An 18,089-nucleotide genomic window follows, 5' to 3' on the forward strand; every position below is an offset into this window, starting at 1 on the left:
TGTACGGTGTAGCCTTGGAGGGAAGAAGAGCGATAGACTGCGCAGTAAAGGAGTATGCTGTACAGTGGATTTTTGCTTTTCCCTACGCCGGTATAAACCGAATCAGGTTCAAAGGGACTATCTCAATTCTATACAGAATACCCCCAAAGCCAGACCAAATTTAAACAAAAAAGAGGACTTTTCATATCCGTCATTTTTCGATCACTTAGCTTGTTAAATTAATAGGCCGGATTTTGATCGGCACTAATTTCAATATATTCAACAGGGGTATAAGTAACCCGGGCAAAATTTTTGGTCAAAAGTTCTGTTTCTAAAATCTTTCCACCCTGAAATTTTAAAAACTTCTCGCGCCAAATCTCATTTTTACGAAAGAACTGATTGTCTATTTTAAGAAATTGATGTTCTTTTTCAACGACATGGTATGCAAAATCCAGCTCCTGATCGATCCTCAATTCGCCCTCTAAACATTTCTCTGTAAACCAGAGGTTGATCTGGAAGGTGTAAGGCGTGTTGTTGGTGAATTGATAATCACGGTAGTTATAAAATACGGTAGCCCCACTGCCGAATGGCAAAACACGACCATCGTCAGGAAAAGGATCAAAGGAGTGATGATAACGTTCGCTGACGGTGAGTGGACTATGGATAACAAGCCAATGGATGAGATTGGATATTTGACAGATTCCACCGCCAATACCCGCCCTTGCTTCACCGAAGGATAACTCCATGCCGGGCAGATACCCTTTCTTTACGGTGGGGAGCCCCACGAGTTTACAAAATGAAAAGGTTTCCTTCGGTCTGATCAGAATGCTATTGATCTGTGCTGCTGCAATTTTCAGGTTGGTCACTTTGTTGATCTGCAATTGCATATTATTTTCGCCCAGCTTTTTTAATAATACAGACTGATGCTTTTTAATACGAAAGGGAAGTTTTTCAGCTGATTTAACTTTGCTGTATTTTTTGTCGTCAAATAGCCAGACGGCTTTTCGCTGCATTCTTCTTACCCATACTGCAAAAAAATAGAGCAAGGGGTGCTGTTGACTGATCAGTTTTCTTTTTTTCAATACGATGTTTATTTATCGCTATCAAAATTAATGCAGAAATGTATCTTTTGCCGCTTTTTTTGATTTTGTCCTGTGTTTTTACTGTATAGGGGGTAGAACTTTTGTTCCATCGGGTGTATACTGGCTTTTCGCTCTATGTCTATAGCTGTTTTCTTGTTTGTACGTATTTGCCCGTGAGCTTCCCATGCCCGTTATAGTTCAGGTTTTCATACGTACAGTTTCCCAAATCTTTTACAATTGATTTTTGTTGCAATACCCCCTTGAAGTAGAATTCATCAACTGTTTCGTTGGCCCGGTAGGATCGCTTGATTTCCGCTGTGAGTTGGTCATTTTGATCGAAGGTTTGGCGTAGTATATAATCACTTGTTTTCGGATCGCTATACGCATAACGGACCCGACTTTCCCTTTGATCATTTCTGCCCGACAGCTCTTCACTCATGCGATTCTGTTTGTCATAACTGTAAATGGTCCAATCTATCCGTTGGTATAAAAAATGAATGGATTCACTTTTTACAACCTGGAGTTTGCTGTTCAAGTGGTCTATTGTCGCTGTTTGTAATGTTGGATCGTAGGAAACAATGGCGTTTGGGAGATAACGGTAAATGGTGCTGTTGCTCCATTTGCTGTTTTGAAGGTACTGTATGGAGTCGATAAGTCCGAACTGATTATAGCATCTTTTGCTGAAATAATTATTTCCGCCGGAAAGATTGTTGGATGTGAGCTCTTTGCCTTCTTCATATACAGTCGTCACAATTGCTCCAGTTTCCACCTCATTTTCATCGGAAAACTGCTGCATGACATACGTGCCGTCACATTGATTTTTACGCTGACTGTAGTAAAGAGGGAGAGCTGTATTAGCGATAATAGCCGCTGCATATTGCCTGGATGGAATAAATTGCACTTGTGCAATGGAGTCAAAGAAATGTTGGGCATTATATTGTGACGAAGGATTCTTTGACGCAACTTGTGTGCTGTTGCTTAATATGGATTTGGCTGCTGCCAGATAGGTATTACTATCGTATATGATCTTGGGTTTGCCTAAGCCATCAAACAAGATCATGGCATGACGTTGTTTCAATGACAATACATCGATGGTCCATTGTTGATTTTTAACGCTAAATGTAAGTTTTTTTGCATCGGTTTTTGTGACCAGTAACTTTGTTGTGCTAAAAGGTACTTGCTTGAAAATCGCAGCAGCATTTTTTTCGTGTAAACGCATGATAAAATCAGTTGATTTATCGGACTCATTGGTTACAAACAGAACTGCCTGTGTAGGGCTAGCTATTGTTAACGATTTTACTGTTTGCGATGCTGCAATGGGACTATAAAACAGCAATATCAACAACTGAATGATAATCGGATAAATTTGCAGTTTCGCGTTATAATTCATTTGGGTCGATATTGCTGTTGCTGACTTTGCTATTTAATTTAATACTTCTTTCAAAAATAATAAGGTGTGCTCCCAGGCACGTTTGGCCATCACGGGATTATATTCCGCTGACTCGGGATTCGTAAACGTATGTCCAGAATTTGCGTAGGTAATTATTTGCCAGTCTGCTTTTCCTTCATTTAATTCCTTGACCAACCCATCGTAATCTTCTTTTGATACACTCTTATCGGCTGCAGGGTGCTCAATGAGTACTTTTGTTTTAATGGAACCATTGGGTCTATCGGCAGCTTTGGATAGGCCTCCGTGGATACTGATCACGGCATTGATGGGGAAGCCGGCTCTAGCCGCTTCTAATGCTCCTGAACCTCCAAAGCAATAGCCAATGATCGCAATTTTTGTCGGATCTGCGCCTTCTTTTTTCAGTTGTTCTAATGCGAGCTTGATGCGATGCTGATAAGCTTTATAGTCCGTCTTGTAGTGGCCTGCAATTTTCGAAGCTGCGGTGTTGTCCGCAGGAATATTTCCCTCACCGTAGATGTCGGCAATGAACGCGATGTAACCTTCTTTTTCAAGAAGCAATGCCGCTTGTTTCGCTTCGTTGTCAATTCCCTTCCACGCAGGAAGAATTAAGACAGCAGGGCCTTTTTTTGCCCTATTGGCGGTTACCATGCCGTTGAGTTTTTGTTCACCATCCTGGTAAGAAACCTGTTTTAATTGTTGGGCCTGCGTAGTCATCGTTACCATAGTAAGCATCAATAGTGTCATAACTGTTTTCATCTGTAAATAATTTGTTCCGCTCATTATTTTGTGTGATCAGAAATGAACCTAATTTGGAGTCCATCTCAACTAAATATAATTTTCAATGTACATTTTTTCCGCTGTCGTCAACCTGAAGTTACGACTTTATAGATTCAATAATACCAATAACATCGAGTTGTCCGAGACCTTGGTCGTGTGCTTTCCCGTAGGTATCGAGTAATGTCTTGAGGAGGGGATATTCGGCACCGGCTTGTTGCGCCAGTCGAATATCTTTCAGCATAAGATCTAGCGCGAAAGCAGGACTGTAGTTTTCTTCCACCAGTAAAGGCGTTTTGACTTTTGTTGCGCCACTGCCACTGGCACTATCATTGATGATTTCGAGCATATCACTCCGTTGAATTCCCAGTTTATCTGAAAATAAGATCGTCTCTGCGAGACCTTGATAGATCGTTGAAAGAAAATAGTTGATCGCAAGTTTGGCGGCAATTCCCTGGCCATTTTCGCCAACATGTTTGATCGACTTGCCCATCTGCTCGAGGTATGGCCGGGCGCGATGAAGATCCTCCTGTTCACCACCGACCATAATAATCAGGGTGCCCTCTGCCGCGGGCTTGGTACTGCCGGCCACAGGTGCATCTATAAATGCGGCTCCTTTTTCTTTGAGTTTGGATGCGATAGACAGGGTGAGTTCACGGGATATGGTACTCATATCGACAAATAATTTGCCCTTGATATCTCCTTGAAGGATTTTTTCATACACTTCACTGACAGCTTCATCATTGCTGAGCATGGAGAATACAATATCAGCATGTTCGACCAATTCGGCTATACCTTCTCTGATCATTGATTGTTCTTCAAAGGCCGCTGCTTTTGCACGGTTTCTATTATAAACAGAAAGGGGGAATCCTGCTTTTTCCAGGTTTTTAGCCATGGGGTGCCCCATGTTTCCTAATCCTATAAATCCTAATTTTTCTATCTTCATCTAAAATTACATTAATAGCTCTTGAAATTTACGTCTATTAAAGATACAAATGTTTTGGTCATTCCACTAATACCCTGATTTCGTTACGAAGGAGCACTATTTTATCTTCCTGTTCCAGTTTTTTTAAAATTCGGGAGACAACTACCCGGGATGTGTTTAGGTCAGAAGCAATATCCTGATGCGTAAGGGTAAGTATTCGGTCGTTGTTCAGCTTTACTTTGGCTTTCAGATATTGGATGATTCGTTCTTCCATATTGGAAAAAGCTAGACTATCAATAGCTTGTAACATTTCGTCCATACGGCTTGAATAGCTTGATATGATGAAATTTCGCCAAGAGGGGTATTTTCCCATCCAAAGGTTGACAAGCTCATTTGGAATCATGGCAACCGTTGTTGTTTTTTCTGCGAGGGCACGAATTTCACTTTTTTTATTTCCGAGACAACAGGCTATTGACATCGTACAGGTTTGACCTTTTTCCAAATAGTAGAGCAGCAGTTCGCCTTTGTCTTCATCTTCCCGGACAATTTTTATTGCTCCATCTAGGAGAAGGGGCATCGACTTGATGTATTGATTGGTATCAATGATGAGATCCCCCTCATGAAACGTTTTGATGTGTGCGTTTTTGGCTATTGCAGTAATTAACTCTGGCTCAAGAATGCCTGTATAAGCTTGTTGGATTGACAACATACGGTATTATTTTAGTTAAAGTTAATTATTTACGGGCTTATTTTATCTACTATGGATGGAAAAGAACGTCAATAAAAATGATGTATGGAAAGACCCGATTTTTTGTAGTGTATGCGGTGTATCCAGCAGCTAGTATATAAAATCGTGAAATTGATAAATTTTGATTTATTCAAAACAGACAAAATGTTATTCTGATTATTTTTAGTGTTTTTTTAAGAATGTGATGAATGTGTTGTATTTATTTTATTTAATCTGTTTTTTTATTGCCTCTTTGTTTTAGAAGTTGCTATTTTTCTGTGGAAGCTTAAAACTGATTTGTTTTGCATAGCGCTAGGGTCTGATAATCCTATTGTTAAAATTAGTTAAAAAGACAATCAATTCCTAATTTTGCGCCACAAAAACAAAACAATCACATCTAACATGAAAAAGTCTTTACTTTTTTTTGCCCTCGTTTTTGCTAGTTATAGTGCCGTTCATGGTCAAACAGCAAATACTGGTTCGGTTTCAGGAGTTGTCAAAGAAGCTACTGGACAAACGGTTAAAGGAGCAACCATTAAAATTACCCACATCCCAAGTGGACAAGTTGTAAGTGGCTCAGCCGATGCCCAAGGAAAATTTCAAATTTCAAATCTTCAAGAAGGAGGCCCCTACAAAGTAGAGGTAACTTACATTGGCGAAACGCCTGTTGTTTTCGAAAACATCATGCTGAAATCGGGGGAATCGTTGAATATCAATCCAATTTTTACGGCTGGATCTTCAACAAATTTGGATGAGGTTGTTGTTGTTGGTCATGGTGTTATTGATATTGCTGCGGGAAGAAAGACGCCGATTGCAGTTTCGACGATCCGTAAACAGGATTTAGAAGAAAGGGTAGGCGCACAGGATATTACTTCAGCACTAGCTAATACCCCGTCGGTTTATATCACTGGTCAGGCAAAAGGTTTTGGTGAGTCTTCTATGACAACACGTGGTTTTGATCAGTCCAATACCGCATTTTTGTTGAACGGTCAGCCGATCAATGGTATGGACAATGGAAGTGTATATTGGTCGAATTGGTCGGGACTTACAGATATTGCTTCTTTAGTGCAGATTCAACGTGGTTTGGGATCATCTAAATTAGCGATTTCATCTGTCGGCGGTACCGTAAATTACGTGACACAATCTACCGCAATGAAAGAAGGTGGTTTTGTCCGCACTACTGTTGGTAACGATATGTTTATGAAGGCAACAGTAGGTTACAATACCGGTCTGATGAAAAACGGTTTTGCTGTTTCGGCTATGTTTACGCAATGGTCAGGTAACGGTTATATGGATCATACGGAAGGTGCTGGACACAGTTATTTCTTGTCCGTTGGATACAAAGCAAATGAAAAGCACAACCTGAACTTCATGGTAACCGGTGCACCACAGTGGCACAACCAAGGATATACCTCAAAATTGTCGAACTATCTCGCTAATGGCAGACGTTACAACGACAATTATAAGGATGCAAACGGCGTGATGATGAATGCACAAAAGAACTTCTATCATAAGCCGGTGGCCAACTTGAACTGGGACTGGACCATCGATGATAAATCATCTTTGTCAACTGTCGTTTATGCGTCGTTAGCTGCTGGGGGCGGTCAATCGTTAAGAAGTGATAAATACAACAAAGGCAAATATTTGGCTGCTGATGTAAACAATCATCAGTGGTTTGGTATAGTTTCCAATTATAACCGTAAGCTTTCAGAGTCCCTGAATTTTAATGTGGGTTTTGATGTGAGAGATTATAAGGGTACACATTATCGTAAATTGACAGATCCGCTAGGAAATACAAATGGTGTTGTATTGGGCGGTAATGTTAATTTCCTTAATAAGCCATTGGTTACCAATACATACTCAACAAATCCTTGGAAAGCTTTCTCAAGCAAACCTGATTCGCGTGAAGATCGTTTAGCTTGGGATTACAATCAATACATCCGTTACGGCGGTCTGTTCGGTCAGTTGGAATATGCGAAAAATGGTTTCACGGCGTTTTTCCAAGGATCGGTTTCTGAACAACAAAACAAACGTTCTGATTATTTTCAATACACGCCAGGTAATGAGGATTCTAAAGACGTGAACAATTTTGGCTACAATACCAAGGGTGGTGTAAGTTATACAATGGGACATCATAGTGTTTTTGGTAACGCAGGGTACTATTCCCGTCAGCCTTATCAAAACAATATTTTCATGAACTTTGCAAATGATATTAATGAAAATGCTGAAAATGAAAAAATCCTTGGTTTAGAGGCTGGTTACAAATTTGCTTCTCGATTCTTGGATGTGAATGTGAATGTTTACCGCACAACTTGGGAAAATCGTGTTACGGGTAGTTCGAGTTTAGCGACGGCAGATGATGTAAAAAAATACAATCCAACAAATGATCCTGGTATTTTGGTCGAAGGTGCCTACCTATATACAACCAATTACGGTGTAAAACAGGTGCATAGAGGGGTAGAAGTTGATTTTGAGGCCCGCCCAATCGAAAAATTGAGCCTAACAGGATTTTTATCGATAGGTGACTGGAAGTACGATGGCGCAGTAAATTCGGTCGTACGTAACGACAACCGCATCGAATTGGGTCGTTCTCAGGTGAATTTAACGGGTGAACACGTTGGTAACGCAGCACAAACTTCTTACGGATTTGGCGCTAAATATAAAATGTTTAAAGGTTTGTCTGTTGACGCAAATTACAGATACTATGAGCGTTTATATGCGTCGAATTATCGTAGGGAAGTTATCGATGGCCAAACCTATGGACGCTATATGAAATTGCCGTCTTTTAATCTTTTGGATGGCGGTCTTTCTTACAATGTTAAGGTAAGTGACAAGAACAGCATGAGTTTCCGTGTCAACATGAACAACGTGTTGAATAAGTTCTATATCTCGGAAGCTACTTCTAGCAACTTGGTGACAGATGTGAACAATAGTTGGAATGGTATTGATACGTCCAATTTTGTTTTGATCGGACAGGGTAGAACTTGGAATGCATCTGTGAAATTTACATTCTAATAAGATTTACGTCGAATACAAAAGGTCCACAATTATTTTGTGGGCCTTTTTTTGTTTTTTAATAAAAACTTAATAATTTTAGGTGATCTAATTGTCAACCTGATGTTGCATAAATTAATTTGTCTGGAAAATTTACAGATCGGTACTGTCCATTTTTCTGCTTTTGTTGTTAATTTGGATGGTGGAAATACAGGCTTTGCTTTATTTATTAACCAAGAAAATGACCCAATCTTTATTTTTCGAAAAGAAAAGAAAAATGAGGTATCTTTCCATGTAAATGAAGAGCAATTCTTTTGGATTGTAAAAAACAGCCAGTTTACACCAGGAGAACGTCAAGACTTTTTTGCTGAATTTGTTGAATTCCTGCGTTTGATGGAAGAGAAGGTTTCCAATTATGTTTTCAAAAAGGAAAAATTAATCAAATTTACAAATTCGAGGGATATTGTCCGCTATAAATACTTATACCTGACAGGTGAAATTAGTTGATAAGAATACCCGATTATAATACCTGATCTCCCGTTAGATTTCTTTTGTAATGAAATTTAGCTTAGTTTTGGGTATGAAGCATATGTTTTCAAATCTAGCTGTCATTCTACAAAACAATACTTTTGTGGAATCAGATTTTACACTGCCAGTACCCGTACTTCTTGCTAAGTTTTCTTTTTTACCTATTTCATCATTTTTTCCGGAAGCGAGTTCATCTTTTTCCGCTGATTGGTTAGACACCGTCCAACAGAGCGCGATTAGATCTACATTGGAAGGATTTAATGTCGGAATCAGTGGCGATGGTAATCCTGTCGCTTTACTTGAGGAGGCGATTGCTTTGGACAACAATGCGCTTGCTTATAGTTATTTAGGGCTTTATTATTTTAAAATAGCCGCCTATGACAAAGCTATTGCTGCGTTTACAAGCGCTATTGAAAAGTATAAAGAAGAGCCATTTTTTTATGCGAGCCGTTGTTTAGTCTACAGACAGATCGAGGAAGATGAAGGCGCTTTCTATGATTATCAAATTGCTAAAAGACTGGATTTTAATTACCATAGCGTTTTGGAATGGCAGGAAAATCAAGCTGAATTAACGTATTTTGAAGCTGAAAATTTGGTCATACAAGAGCTGGAATCGAAGTCTAGGACGCTCAGTATAGACGAAATAAATTCATTGGGACTGGAATATGTCCATTGCTATAGCTATCTGAAAGCAATTGGCCTTTATTCTTCTGCTATTGCAGAGTCCGACAACAAGGATAGCAATCTTTTTGTTTTTAGAGGAAGTTTATACCTGAAGTTGACCTGTTTTGAGTTGGCATTGTCTGATTTCAACCAGGCCATTGCTCTTGATGAGAATCGTTCTGCCGCTTATATATTTCGTGCAAAAGTGTTTGAATCTTATCGCAATTACCAAAGTGCGTTGGAAGACTATGCCAAAGCGGAGGAAATAGACCGTGATTCATCGATCGTATACGAAGAAAGGGCATCTTTGTTTGAGCGATTGGGAAATTTTGAGGAAGCATTATTGGACTTTGATCGCCTTGTCACGCTCAATCCGGAAGATTTTTATGTCTATTCCTTACGGGCCGATTTGAATGAAAAGTTGGAGGATCTTCCCGGTGCTTTAGCAGATTACTCGAAAGCGATCGATTTGAATCCATATTATTCTGATTTGTATTCATATCGCGCAGCAATTCGTGAAAAATTGGGTGATCCTATCGGGGCAAAAGCCGACCTGGATAAATTCAATGAATTGGAAGATGAATAAAAAAAGTCCACCTTTTGGTGGACTTTTTATACCTACTGCTCTAACTAGAGCAGCCTTTATTTAATGATCCTTTTTATCTTATTGGAACGGGTAATAAGTTTGTGCAATTTGTCATAATCCTCCGTGGCAATAGAATCGTGCAGGGATTGAAGCTGCTTGATATGTTCTTCGAGTACTTCGAGTACATTTTCGCGATTTTGCTTGAAAATCGGTGTCCACATATCGGGCGAACTTTTGGCTAGACGTACTGTAGATTCAAATCCCGAGCCTGCCAGCTCAAAGATACGCCCTTGAGATTTCTCTTTTTCCAATACTGTTAAGGCGAGGGCGAAAGAGGTCAGGTGAGAAATGTGGGATACATAAGCCGTATGCACATCATGTTCATCGGCATTCATAAAACAGCTGCGCATCTCCAATTGGTCGGTGATGGCATCGGCAATCTCGAAAGCATCCTCATCCGTTTTAAATGCTTCAACATACACCATCATTTTTCCTTTGAATAAGCCTGCTATTGCAGCTTCGGGCCCAGAATACTCTGTTCCGGCCATGGGATGGGCTGCAACATAACGGCCCCTATTGGGATGATCCTTTATTTTATTCAGAATATTCGTTTTTGTTGATCCCATGTCGATGACAACCTGGTCTGTGACCAGATCCAAGATTTGAGGAACAACATGTAAAATGGCATCAACAGGAATTGTGAGCACCAATACTTTACAGGTCTTAATCGCATCTTCTAAGCTTGCTGTTTCGTCAATGAAGCCGATATGCATCGCTTTATCTAAGTTCTTTTGACTCTTATCTACACCGATTATTTTGTCGCAGAATTTTGTTTCTTTTAGGCGAATGGCAACTGAGCCGCCGATCAAGCCTACGCCTACAATGGCAATGTTCATATATAAACAATTATATTAAGCGTATTTTTGTTCAAATGTTATACATCGAACGCTTCATACCCTGGTTGTTTGTTGATCAATTATTCTATCGATAATTTCAAAGCAGTTAAGCTGCGCCGAAATCGAATGTGTTAGAAATTATCTTTAATACGTTGGATTGATTCTTTGAGTACCTCTACCGTAGCACAGAGACTGATGCGTATATATTGATCGCCTTTATCTCCAAAAATTCCACCCGGTGTAATAAATACCCGTGATCTCTCCAAAACAGCATCACTCAGGGCATAGCCATCCTCGTATTTCTCCGGAATACGCGCCCATACAAATAGACCTACTTGGTCTTTTTGATAAGCACAGTCCAGCAAATCCATGATCTCATAAACCTGTTGGCGCCGTTCCGCATAAATTTTGTTTAGATCAGCATACCAGGAGGCATCAAGTTGTAAGGCTTTCGCCGCGGCCAGCTGAACAGGTAAAAACATGCCTGAGTCCATGTTGCTTTTGAAACGAAGCACTTGGTTTATACGTTCTTCGGCACCCACGAGCACACCAATTCGCCATCCCGCCATATTGGAAGATTTGCTCAGCGAATTCAATTCAATAGCCACATCTTTGGCGCCTGGTATACTCATAATGCTTTTTGGCGTATCTGTCAAAATAAAGCTATATGGGTTATCGTGGCAAATCAGGATATTATGCTCTTTGGCAAATTGAATCAGCTCTTGGTAAAATGCATAAGGTGCGGAGGCACCTGTTGGCATATGGGGATAGTTTATCCACATTAGTTTAACCTTTGACAAGTCTTGTTTTTTGAGCTCATTTAAATCAATAAGCCAATTTTGCTCTTGTGTAAGATTATAGGTAATCGCTTCAGCACCACTCAGCCGCACTGCGGCCGCATAAGCAGGGTAGCCAGGATTAGGTATAAGTGCCTGATCCCCTTCCTGCAGGTAGGTCATACAGATATGCACAATGCCTTCTTTTGACCCAATTAAGGGTAATATTTCGGTATTGGGATTAAAAGTCGCGTTATAATAACGTTGATACCAATCTGCAACGGCTTGTCGTAGGGCAGGTGCGCCTTTATAGTTTTGATAGCCATGCACATTTGGAAGTTGGGCATTCGTATTTAATGTCTCGATCACCTCCGGATGCGGGGGTAAGTCTGGACTTCCAATTCCTAGGTTGATTACACGCGCTCCCTGTTTGTTCAACTCATCTATTTCTCTTAATTTTTTGGAGAAATAATATTCTTCAGTGTGCTGCAATCTTTTGGCAACGTCTATTTGCATTTTATTTTAATAAATTTGGTATTTGAATAAGGCTAAATTAGGGAATTATCTATTAAAAGGAGATTTTTTTATCGATTTTTCAAGCTGAACAAGCTGAATGCTTTATTCTTGCGATGCAACAATTTTATAGTCCCCTGCCAGGATATGTGCTTTTCTTGATTAATTTGTTATTTTTGTTCAATTTCCTCGTCAAAAATCTGGAAGTTAGAGGAGAGACCGACGAATTACTTTTGATGTAAAAGTAATTTGTCTTAGTTCAACATAAATGAAAACATATTTTAGGCTCTTATCGTTTGCTAAACCCATTGAGAAATTTGCAATCCCCTATGTAATTTGCACGCTGATCACGGTTGTTTTTAGCACGTTGAATTTGGCATTACTTGCTCCTTTACTCCATACACTTTTTAAAACCGGAAAAGAGGCTTGTGAAGCAGCTATTGAAGTCGTGAAACCTGAAGCGTACACAGATATTTTAGCTTGGTTCAATTACTATGCATCGATGGCAAATGAGCAGTTTGGTGCCTATGGCGCATTGCAAAGGGTCTGTATTGCAATTGTGATCTCCGTATTTATCAGTAATCTGTTTCGCTACTTCTGTCAACGCATTATGGAGAATTTCCGTATTCATACTTTGCTCAAATTGCGTAGAGCGGTATTTGACAGTGTAATGGATTTACATGTCGGTTATTTTACAGGACAACGAAAAGGAGATATTGTTTCTAAAGTTGCGTCTGATGTACAGGTCGTGCAGTATTCTGTGACGGGTACTTTACAGGTGGTTTTTAAAGAGCCCTTGCAATTGATCGCTTATATCGTGATGCTTTTTAATATCTCTGCGCAATTGACATTCTTTTCACTCTTGGTCATTCCCGTCTCTGCATTTTTTATTTCTAGAATCGTTAAGAATCTTAAAAGCCAAGCGCATGCGGCACAGGAATCGTATGGAAATATGATTTCCTATTTGGACGAAGCATTGTCTGGAATAAAAATTATCAAAGCTTTCAATGCCGTTTCATTTATTAAGAACAGGTTTCATAATGAGAACGAACGTTACGCCAATATCGGTCGTGCTATGGCTAAAAGACAACAGTTAAGTTCACCTGTGTCCGAATTGCTGGGGGTAATTATGGTGGCTATTATTCTTTTGTATGGCGGCCATTTGGTGCTTTCAGGTGACAAGAGTTTAACGGCGCCCGCATTTATTGCCTATATCGCTATTTTTTCACAGGTGATGCGTCCGGCAAAGGCGTTAACAGATTCTTTCAGCGGTATTCATAATGGTCTTGCTGCGGGTGAGCGTGTATTGGAACTTATCGATGAACGGACGGAAGTGAAAGATCGCGCCGACGCGAAGCTTGTGAAAAGCTTTGAGAAGAATATTGTCTTTAATCAGGTGAATTTTTCGTATACCAAAGATAAAGAGATTCTACAGAACATCGATTTGACTATAGAAAAAGGGAAGATTATTGCGTTGGTGGGACCTTCAGGTGGGGGAAAATCAACTTTAGTTGATTTAATTCCGCGTTTTATGGACGTCACTGGGGGGCAAATTTTGTTTGACGGTATTGATTTACGGGATTTAGACCAGGATTCTTTACGGGACATGATCGGTGTCGTTAATCAAGAGTCCATTTTGTTTAATGATACGATCTTCAATAATATTGCATTTGCTAATCTTTCGGCCAGTCAAGAGGAAGTAGAAGCCGCTGCACGGATTGCGAATGCGCATGAATTTATTGTGAAAACGGAACAGGGGTATCAGACCAACATAGGTGATAGGGGCGGTAAATTATCTGGTGGCCAACGTCAGCGGATCTGTATTGCACGAGCTGTCTTGAAGAATCCACCGATCATGCTTCTTGATGAGGCGACTTCTGCTTTAGATACCGAATCTGAAAAATTGGTGCAGGACTCCTTATATAAATTAATGGACAATAGAACAACGGTTGTTATTGCCCATCGTTTAAGTACCATTCAGAATGCGGATAAAATTGTGGTTATTGAAGCCGGAAAGATCGTAGAAGCAGGTAGCCATAGTGAGCTGATACAGCAAGAAGGATTATACCGTAAATTAATCGAAATGCAACAATTTACAGATTAGGCTCCTTTTCTAAGAGCTATGTCAAATTAGTTGTTGTCACATTTTTTATTATAACTTTTGTTGCCTTTTCGGTACATTTGATTTAAGATAGGAGATACATTTAATGAACGCAATAGATAAATTGAATTTCTTGATTAACGATAAGAATTTAGCTGTCGAATTGAGAGATATAGCGGAGAAAGTTTTGCGAGAGGAGCGTATCACTTTTGAGGACGGAGTACTTTTGTATGAGAAAGGTGAGTTAGGCTACCTTGGTGTGCTTGCTAACTATATTCGCGAGAAACGCCATGGTGATCATACTTTTTTCAATCGTAATTTTCACATCGAGCCGACTAACGTCTGTGTCTATGACTGTAAGTTCTGTTCGTATTCCCGCTTAATAAAAGAACGGGCTGAAGGTTGGGAGATGGAAGTCGACGGCATGATGGATATTGTGAAAAAGTACGACAAGGAGGCTGTTACTGAAGTTCATATCACCGGAGGGGTTGTTCCTAAGCAGAACCTCGAATTTTATGCCGATTTTTTTCGCAAATGTAAAGCACATCGTCCCGAGTTGCATATCAAAGGACTTACACCTGTAGAGTATTACTATATTTTCAAGAAAGCAAAATTGAGCCATTACGACGGATTGAAGTATCTGCAATCCTGCGGATTAGATTCTATGCCGGGCGGTGGTGCGGAAATCTTTCATCCAGAAGTCAGAGAGCAGATTGCACATGATAAATGCACAGCCGAACAATGGCTGGATATTCATGAGCAGGCGCATAAGCTGGGCATGCATACCAATGCAACCATGCTGTACGGCCATATAGAGCAGTTTTGGCATCGTGTCGATCACATGGAGCGCTTAAGACAGCTACAGGATAAGACTGGCGGTTTTCAGACCTTTATTCCACTAAAATTTAGAAACAAGGAGAATCAAATGTCTCATATTCCGGAGGTATCCGTTATTGAAGACCTCAGGAATTACGCGATCGCTCGAATTTACATGGATAATTTTGATCATATTAAAGCTTATTGGGCAATGATATCGAGAGATACGGCCCAGTTGTCCTTGGCTTTTGGGGTCGATGATATAGACGGAACACTGGATGATACGACAAAAATATACAGCATGGCAGGAGCAGAAGAGCAAAAACCAGGGATGACCACACAAGAGGTTGTTGAGCTAATAAAAAATGTTGGACGCCATCCGATTGAAAGAGATACCCTCTACAATGTGGTAACCGATTATAATGATGTTGTTTTTGATCAAGTTGATCAAAAGAAAAGCTATTACGCATTACCTGTTGTCAATTCATAATTCATATCGCACGTTGAAAAAGACATTTTATTTTATACGACACGGACAGACTGATCTAAATTTAAGAGGTATTGTGCAGGGGCGGGGTGTTAATTCCCCACTCAATAAAATGGGCATAGCTCAAGCTCAGGCTTTCTTTGATCGCTACAATACGGTGCCTTTTGATAAGATATATACCTCCACTTTATTGCGTACTCATCAAACTGTACAGGGGTTCATTGATTTGGATTTACCTTGGGAACAGCTTGTTGGTTTGGATGAAATAAGCTGGGGAGTTTATGAAGGAAAAGAACAAACACCGGAGTTGCTAGCTGGTTTTGAAAAATTGGTCGCAGCATGGCGCAATGGAGAATTGGATGTCAGTATCGAAAACGGAGAGTCTCCTCATGAATTAATGGCGCGTCAACAAGTCGCCTTGGATCATATGCTCGCTCAGACAGATGAAAAAAACATATTAGTCTGTATGCACGGTCGTGCTTTACGGATTATGCTTTGTCTAATGACTGGTGTCGATGCCCGTTATATGGATGATTTCCCGCATACAAATACTGCTTTATATAAATTGCTTTATGATAATGGTCAATTTGAGATTGTAGACCATTACAATACCGCACACTTAGAAGCATTGATAAATGAATAAAATTAGAGTTTCTGCCGTATCGTATACCAATACTTATCCATTTTTGAATGGAATACGTAAATCGAAAGTGATGGAGCAAATCGACTTGAGCGTCGATTATCCAAGTGCCTGTGCACAGAAAGTAATCGACGATCAAGCTGATATCGGGATTATACCGACAGCTGCCTTATTAAGTCTACCCGAGTACTATATTAATACCGATTTTTGTATCGGCACGGAAGGTGCTGTCGATTCTGTCTTTATTTTTGCCAATAAACCCATTGAAGAGGTAAAAACTTTACGTTTAGATAAGCAATCGCGCACTTCAAATGGTTTAGCACGTGTATTGATAAAAAATTATTGGAAAAAGGATGTAGAATTGGTCACTGATGAATCTATAGAGCCAGATGCCTATGTTTTAATTGGGGATCGTACTTTCGGTAAGAAGAATGCAGTACCCTATGTTTATGATTTGGGGGAAGAATGGTTTAACTTCACCGGATTACCTTTCGCTTTTGCCTTATGGGTAAGTAACAAAAAACTTCCCGACTCTTTTGTAGAGGAATTCAATGAAGCTTTAGCGTATGGCGTTGAACATGCAACCGATGTGATAGCCGGTCTCCCAGAATTTGAGGACTTTGATTATACCAAATATCTGACAGAGCATCTTAATTTCCATTTGACAGCCAAGAAGCGCGAAGCTGTGCAATTGTATCTCCGGTATTTAAAAGAATTGGATTAACCTGGGGGCGCTTGGCCTGAACAGGAACGATGACATACCCTGAAAAATTTTAAATCAGAATCGCCAGGTAAGCCTTACACGGTATTGTGAAGGCTTACCTGGCGATTGATTTCCAAAGAAGAAAATACAAGAATTGAAGCCACCGTTTTACACTTGAATTCCAATTAACCAATGTTTTGGACCTTTAAGTACGTCCAATTTTTACTTTACGTCCTTTGATTTTTTGCCCATTTGCCTTGTTGATAATAAAAGGAGCAAGCTTTCTTTTAACGGCGACATAAGCGACCTTATCTTTCACTTCTATTATACCAATGTCGTCTTTTTCAACACCTTCCAAATGCAGGAGAAAACCTACAATGTCAATTTTATTGACTTTGTCTTTTCTTCCAGCACTAACATAAAGTGTGGCGAAAGGTGAATTTTCAGGAAGATCATAGTATTCGGGAAATTCCTCTTCAGGTATTTCCTCCGCTATATAGGGATACGCTTCTTCCGGCTTTAAGATGACATAGACATCACCCTTTGCCTGCATACGCGCAGTACGTCCATTGCGATGAATAAAGCCATCTTCTTTATGCGGTAGCTGATAATGAATAATGGCATCAACTTCGGGGATATCCAGCCCTCTTGCAGCCAAATCGGTCGTGATCAAAACATTGTTGGAATGATTACGGAATTTGAGAAGCGCCAGTTCACGATCTTGCTGTTCAAGTCCGCCATGAAAGGTGTCGTGAATAATATTGCGATTATCCAGTAGTTCGCTGATGTGATCGACGGCATCGCGATGGTTACAGAAGATAATCATTTTTTTCGTCCCAATCTTGCAGATAAGTTTTAGTAGTGCCTCCAATTTCTTTTGAACAGGGGCAACTACTTTTTTAATTGTAATGCGGGGTATATTTTGTGAATTATTCAAAAAATCGACAAGAATAGGCTCCTCTATCTGTGTAAAAGGCGGAATTGCATCCATCATCGTTGCAGAAGTCAATATCCGCGATCTGATGGCCGGTATATGTCGAATAATAAAATCCATTTGTTGCTGAAATCCCAGTTCCAACGATTTATCAAATTCGTCTAGCACGAGGGTATGAATACCGGAAGGATCAAAATTTCCTTCTTCGATATGTTGTTTTATGCGTCCTGGAGTTCCTATAATAATTCCGGGAGCATCCTTGAATTCATTTTTTTCAATACGGGTACTATGACCGCCATAGGCACAGGTGACTTTGTGGCCAGTGGCTACCTTGCGAAGCACTTGCTCTATCTGTAAGGCCAGTTCGCGGGTCGGCACTAAGATCAGTACTTGAACCTCCCGAACGATTTCCTTCAGTTGCTCTAAAATGAGCAATGAAAAGGCCAAGGTTTTGCCAGATCCTGTGGGTGAAAGTAAGATGAAATCATGATCTTTTTGGTACGATTCCACTACTTTTTCTTGCATCTCATTTAAGGATGAGATACCTAATTTAT

15 protein-coding genes and 1 riboswitch are annotated in these 18,089 nt (G+C 40.0%); of the genes, 7 read left to right on the forward strand and 8 right to left on the reverse strand.

The features are described from left to right. Positions 1-62: 62 nt before the first annotated feature. Positions 63-155: riboswitch (TPP riboswitch) on the reverse strand. A 63-nt stretch (positions 156-218) separates the two neighbouring features. The 5 genes from B3297_RS24335 to B3297_RS24355 form a co-directional block, all read right to left on the reverse strand. Beyond that, a complete protein-coding gene (locus B3297_RS24335) occupies positions 219-1,061 on the reverse strand; it encodes a VanW family protein (RefSeq protein ID WP_254667737.1) in 843 nt (280 codons plus the stop codon). A 139-nt stretch (positions 1,062-1,200) separates the two neighbouring features. Further along, entirely contained in the window at positions 1,201-2,451 is a 1,251-nt protein-coding gene (locus B3297_RS24340) for a hypothetical protein (RefSeq protein WP_286779654.1), read from the reverse strand. Positions 2,452-2,484: 33 nt separating this feature from the next. After that, on the reverse strand, positions 2,485-3,228 hold the full coding sequence (locus B3297_RS24345; RefSeq protein ID WP_070568283.1) for a dienelactone hydrolase family protein: 744 nt from the start codon (positions 3,226-3,228) through the stop codon (positions 2,485-2,487). A gap of 118 nt (positions 3,229-3,346) precedes the next feature. Continuing rightward, positions 3,347-4,192, reverse strand: coding sequence for an NAD(P)-dependent oxidoreductase (locus B3297_RS24350; RefSeq protein ID WP_286779655.1), 846 nt, complete (start codon positions 4,190-4,192; stop codon positions 3,347-3,349). 58 nt (positions 4,193-4,250) lie between these two features. Further along, a complete protein-coding gene (locus tag B3297_RS24355; protein WP_070567849.1) occupies positions 4,251-4,880 on the reverse strand; it encodes a Crp/Fnr family transcriptional regulator in 630 nt (209 codons plus the stop codon). 420 nt (positions 4,881-5,300) lie between these two features. Here B3297_RS24355 and B3297_RS24360 point away from each other — a divergent pair, with 420 nt between their 5' ends. The 3 genes from B3297_RS24360 (at position 5,301) to B3297_RS24370 (ending at position 9,669) form a co-directional block, all read left to right on the forward strand. Further along, a complete protein-coding gene (locus B3297_RS24360) occupies positions 5,301-7,913 on the forward strand; it encodes a TonB-dependent receptor (RefSeq protein ID WP_286779656.1) in 2,613 nt (870 codons plus the stop codon). Positions 7,914-8,015: 102 nt separating this feature from the next. Further along, positions 8,016-8,399 carry a hypothetical protein gene (locus B3297_RS24365; protein ID WP_088162243.1) on the forward strand — a complete coding sequence of 128 codons (384 nt, stop codon included), beginning with the start codon at positions 8,016-8,018 and terminating at the stop codon, positions 8,397-8,399. Between the two features lie 49 nt (positions 8,400-8,448). After that, positions 8,449-9,669, forward strand: a complete 1,221-nt coding sequence (locus B3297_RS24370; protein ID WP_286779657.1) for a tetratricopeptide repeat protein — start codon at positions 8,449-8,451, stop codon at positions 9,667-9,669. A gap of 56 nt (positions 9,670-9,725) precedes the next feature. Here B3297_RS24370 and B3297_RS24375 read toward each other — a convergent pair whose 3' ends face one another. Both B3297_RS24375 and B3297_RS24380 read right to left on the reverse strand, forming a co-directional pair. Then, entirely contained in the window at positions 9,726-10,565 is an 840-nt protein-coding gene (locus tag B3297_RS24375; RefSeq protein ID WP_070567840.1) for a prephenate dehydrogenase, read from the reverse strand. Positions 10,566-10,696: 131 nt separating this feature from the next. Next, complete coding sequence (locus B3297_RS24380) at positions 10,697-11,857, reverse strand: pyridoxal phosphate-dependent aminotransferase (RefSeq protein WP_286779658.1); 1,161 nt, start codon at positions 11,855-11,857, stop codon at positions 10,697-10,699. 265 nt (positions 11,858-12,122) lie between these two features. On the opposite strand from B3297_RS24380, the gene B3297_RS24385 reads away from it, so the two are divergent. The 4 genes from B3297_RS24385 (at position 12,123) to B3297_RS24400 (ending at position 16,622) form a co-directional block, all read left to right on the forward strand. Beyond that, entirely contained in the window at positions 12,123-13,958 is a 1,836-nt protein-coding gene (locus B3297_RS24385) for an ABC transporter ATP-binding protein (RefSeq protein ID WP_070567835.1), read from the forward strand. 103 nt (positions 13,959-14,061) lie between these two features. Next, positions 14,062-15,261: an aminofutalosine synthase MqnE gene (gene mqnE, locus B3297_RS24390; RefSeq protein WP_070567833.1), complete on the forward strand. Its 1,200-nt coding sequence runs from the start codon at positions 14,062-14,064 to the stop codon at positions 15,259-15,261. Positions 15,262-15,274: 13 nt separating this feature from the next. After that, positions 15,275-15,901 (forward strand): histidine phosphatase family protein, encoded by a 627-nt coding sequence (locus B3297_RS24395; RefSeq protein ID WP_070568275.1) that lies wholly within the window; start codon positions 15,275-15,277, stop codon positions 15,899-15,901. Further along, positions 15,894-16,622, forward strand: coding sequence for a menaquinone biosynthetic enzyme MqnA/MqnD family protein (locus B3297_RS24400; protein WP_070567831.1), 729 nt, complete (start codon positions 15,894-15,896; stop codon positions 16,620-16,622). Before B3297_RS24395 ends, B3297_RS24400 begins: the two co-directional genes overlap by 8 nt. 184 nt (positions 16,623-16,806) lie before the next feature. Here B3297_RS24400 and B3297_RS24405 read toward each other — a convergent pair whose 3' ends face one another. Continuing rightward, on the reverse strand, positions 16,807-18,060 hold the full coding sequence (locus tag B3297_RS24405; protein ID WP_236560235.1) for a DEAD/DEAH box helicase: 1,254 nt from the start codon (positions 18,058-18,060) through the stop codon (positions 16,807-16,809). Between the last annotated feature and the right edge of the window lie 29 nt (positions 18,061-18,089).

It is taken from the genome of Sphingobacterium sp. UBA3519 (assembly GCF_002377215.1).
Taxonomy (GTDB): Bacteria; Bacteroidota; Bacteroidia; order Sphingobacteriales; family Sphingobacteriaceae; genus Sphingobacterium; species Sphingobacterium multivorum.

Excerpts from the sequence above, each read along its gene's own strand:
- B3297_RS24365 (WP_088162243.1), top strand. The coding sequence starts at position 8,016 with ATGTTGCATAAATTAATTTGTCTGGAAAATTTACAGATCGGTACTGTC.
- mqnE (WP_070567833.1), top strand. The coding sequence starts at position 14,062 with ATGAACGCAATAGATAAATTGAATTTCTTGATTAACGATAAGAATTTA.
- B3297_RS24380 (WP_286779658.1), bottom strand. The coding sequence starts at position 11,857 with ATGCAAATAGACGTTGCCAAAAGATTGCAGCACACTGAAGAATATTAT.
- B3297_RS24370 (WP_286779657.1), top strand. The coding sequence starts at position 8,449 with ATGAAATTTAGCTTAGTTTTGGGTATGAAGCATATGTTTTCAAATCTA.
- B3297_RS24375 (WP_070567840.1), bottom strand. The coding sequence starts at position 10,565 with ATGAACATTGCCATTGTAGGCGTAGGCTTGATCGGCGGCTCAGTTGCC.
- B3297_RS24405 (WP_236560235.1), bottom strand. The coding sequence starts at position 18,060 with ATGCAAGAAAAAGTAGTGGAATCGTACCAAAAAGATCATGATTTCATC.
- B3297_RS24350 (WP_286779655.1), bottom strand. The coding sequence starts at position 4,192 with ATGAAGATAGAAAAATTAGGATTTATAGGATTAGGAAACATGGGGCAC.
- B3297_RS24385 (WP_070567835.1), top strand. The coding sequence starts at position 12,123 with ATGAAAACATATTTTAGGCTCTTATCGTTTGCTAAACCCATTGAGAAA.
- B3297_RS24340 (WP_286779654.1), bottom strand. The coding sequence starts at position 2,451 with ATGAATTATAACGCGAAACTGCAAATTTATCCGATTATCATTCAGTTG.
- B3297_RS24345 (WP_070568283.1), bottom strand. The coding sequence starts at position 3,228 with ATGAAAACAGTTATGACACTATTGATGCTTACTATGGTAACGATGACT.
- B3297_RS24355 (WP_070567849.1), bottom strand. The coding sequence starts at position 4,880 with ATGTTGTCAATCCAACAAGCTTATACAGGCATTCTTGAGCCAGAGTTA.
- B3297_RS24400 (WP_070567831.1), top strand. The coding sequence starts at position 15,894 with ATGAATAAAATTAGAGTTTCTGCCGTATCGTATACCAATACTTATCCA.
- B3297_RS24360 (WP_286779656.1), top strand. The coding sequence starts at position 5,301 with ATGAAAAAGTCTTTACTTTTTTTTGCCCTCGTTTTTGCTAGTTATAGT.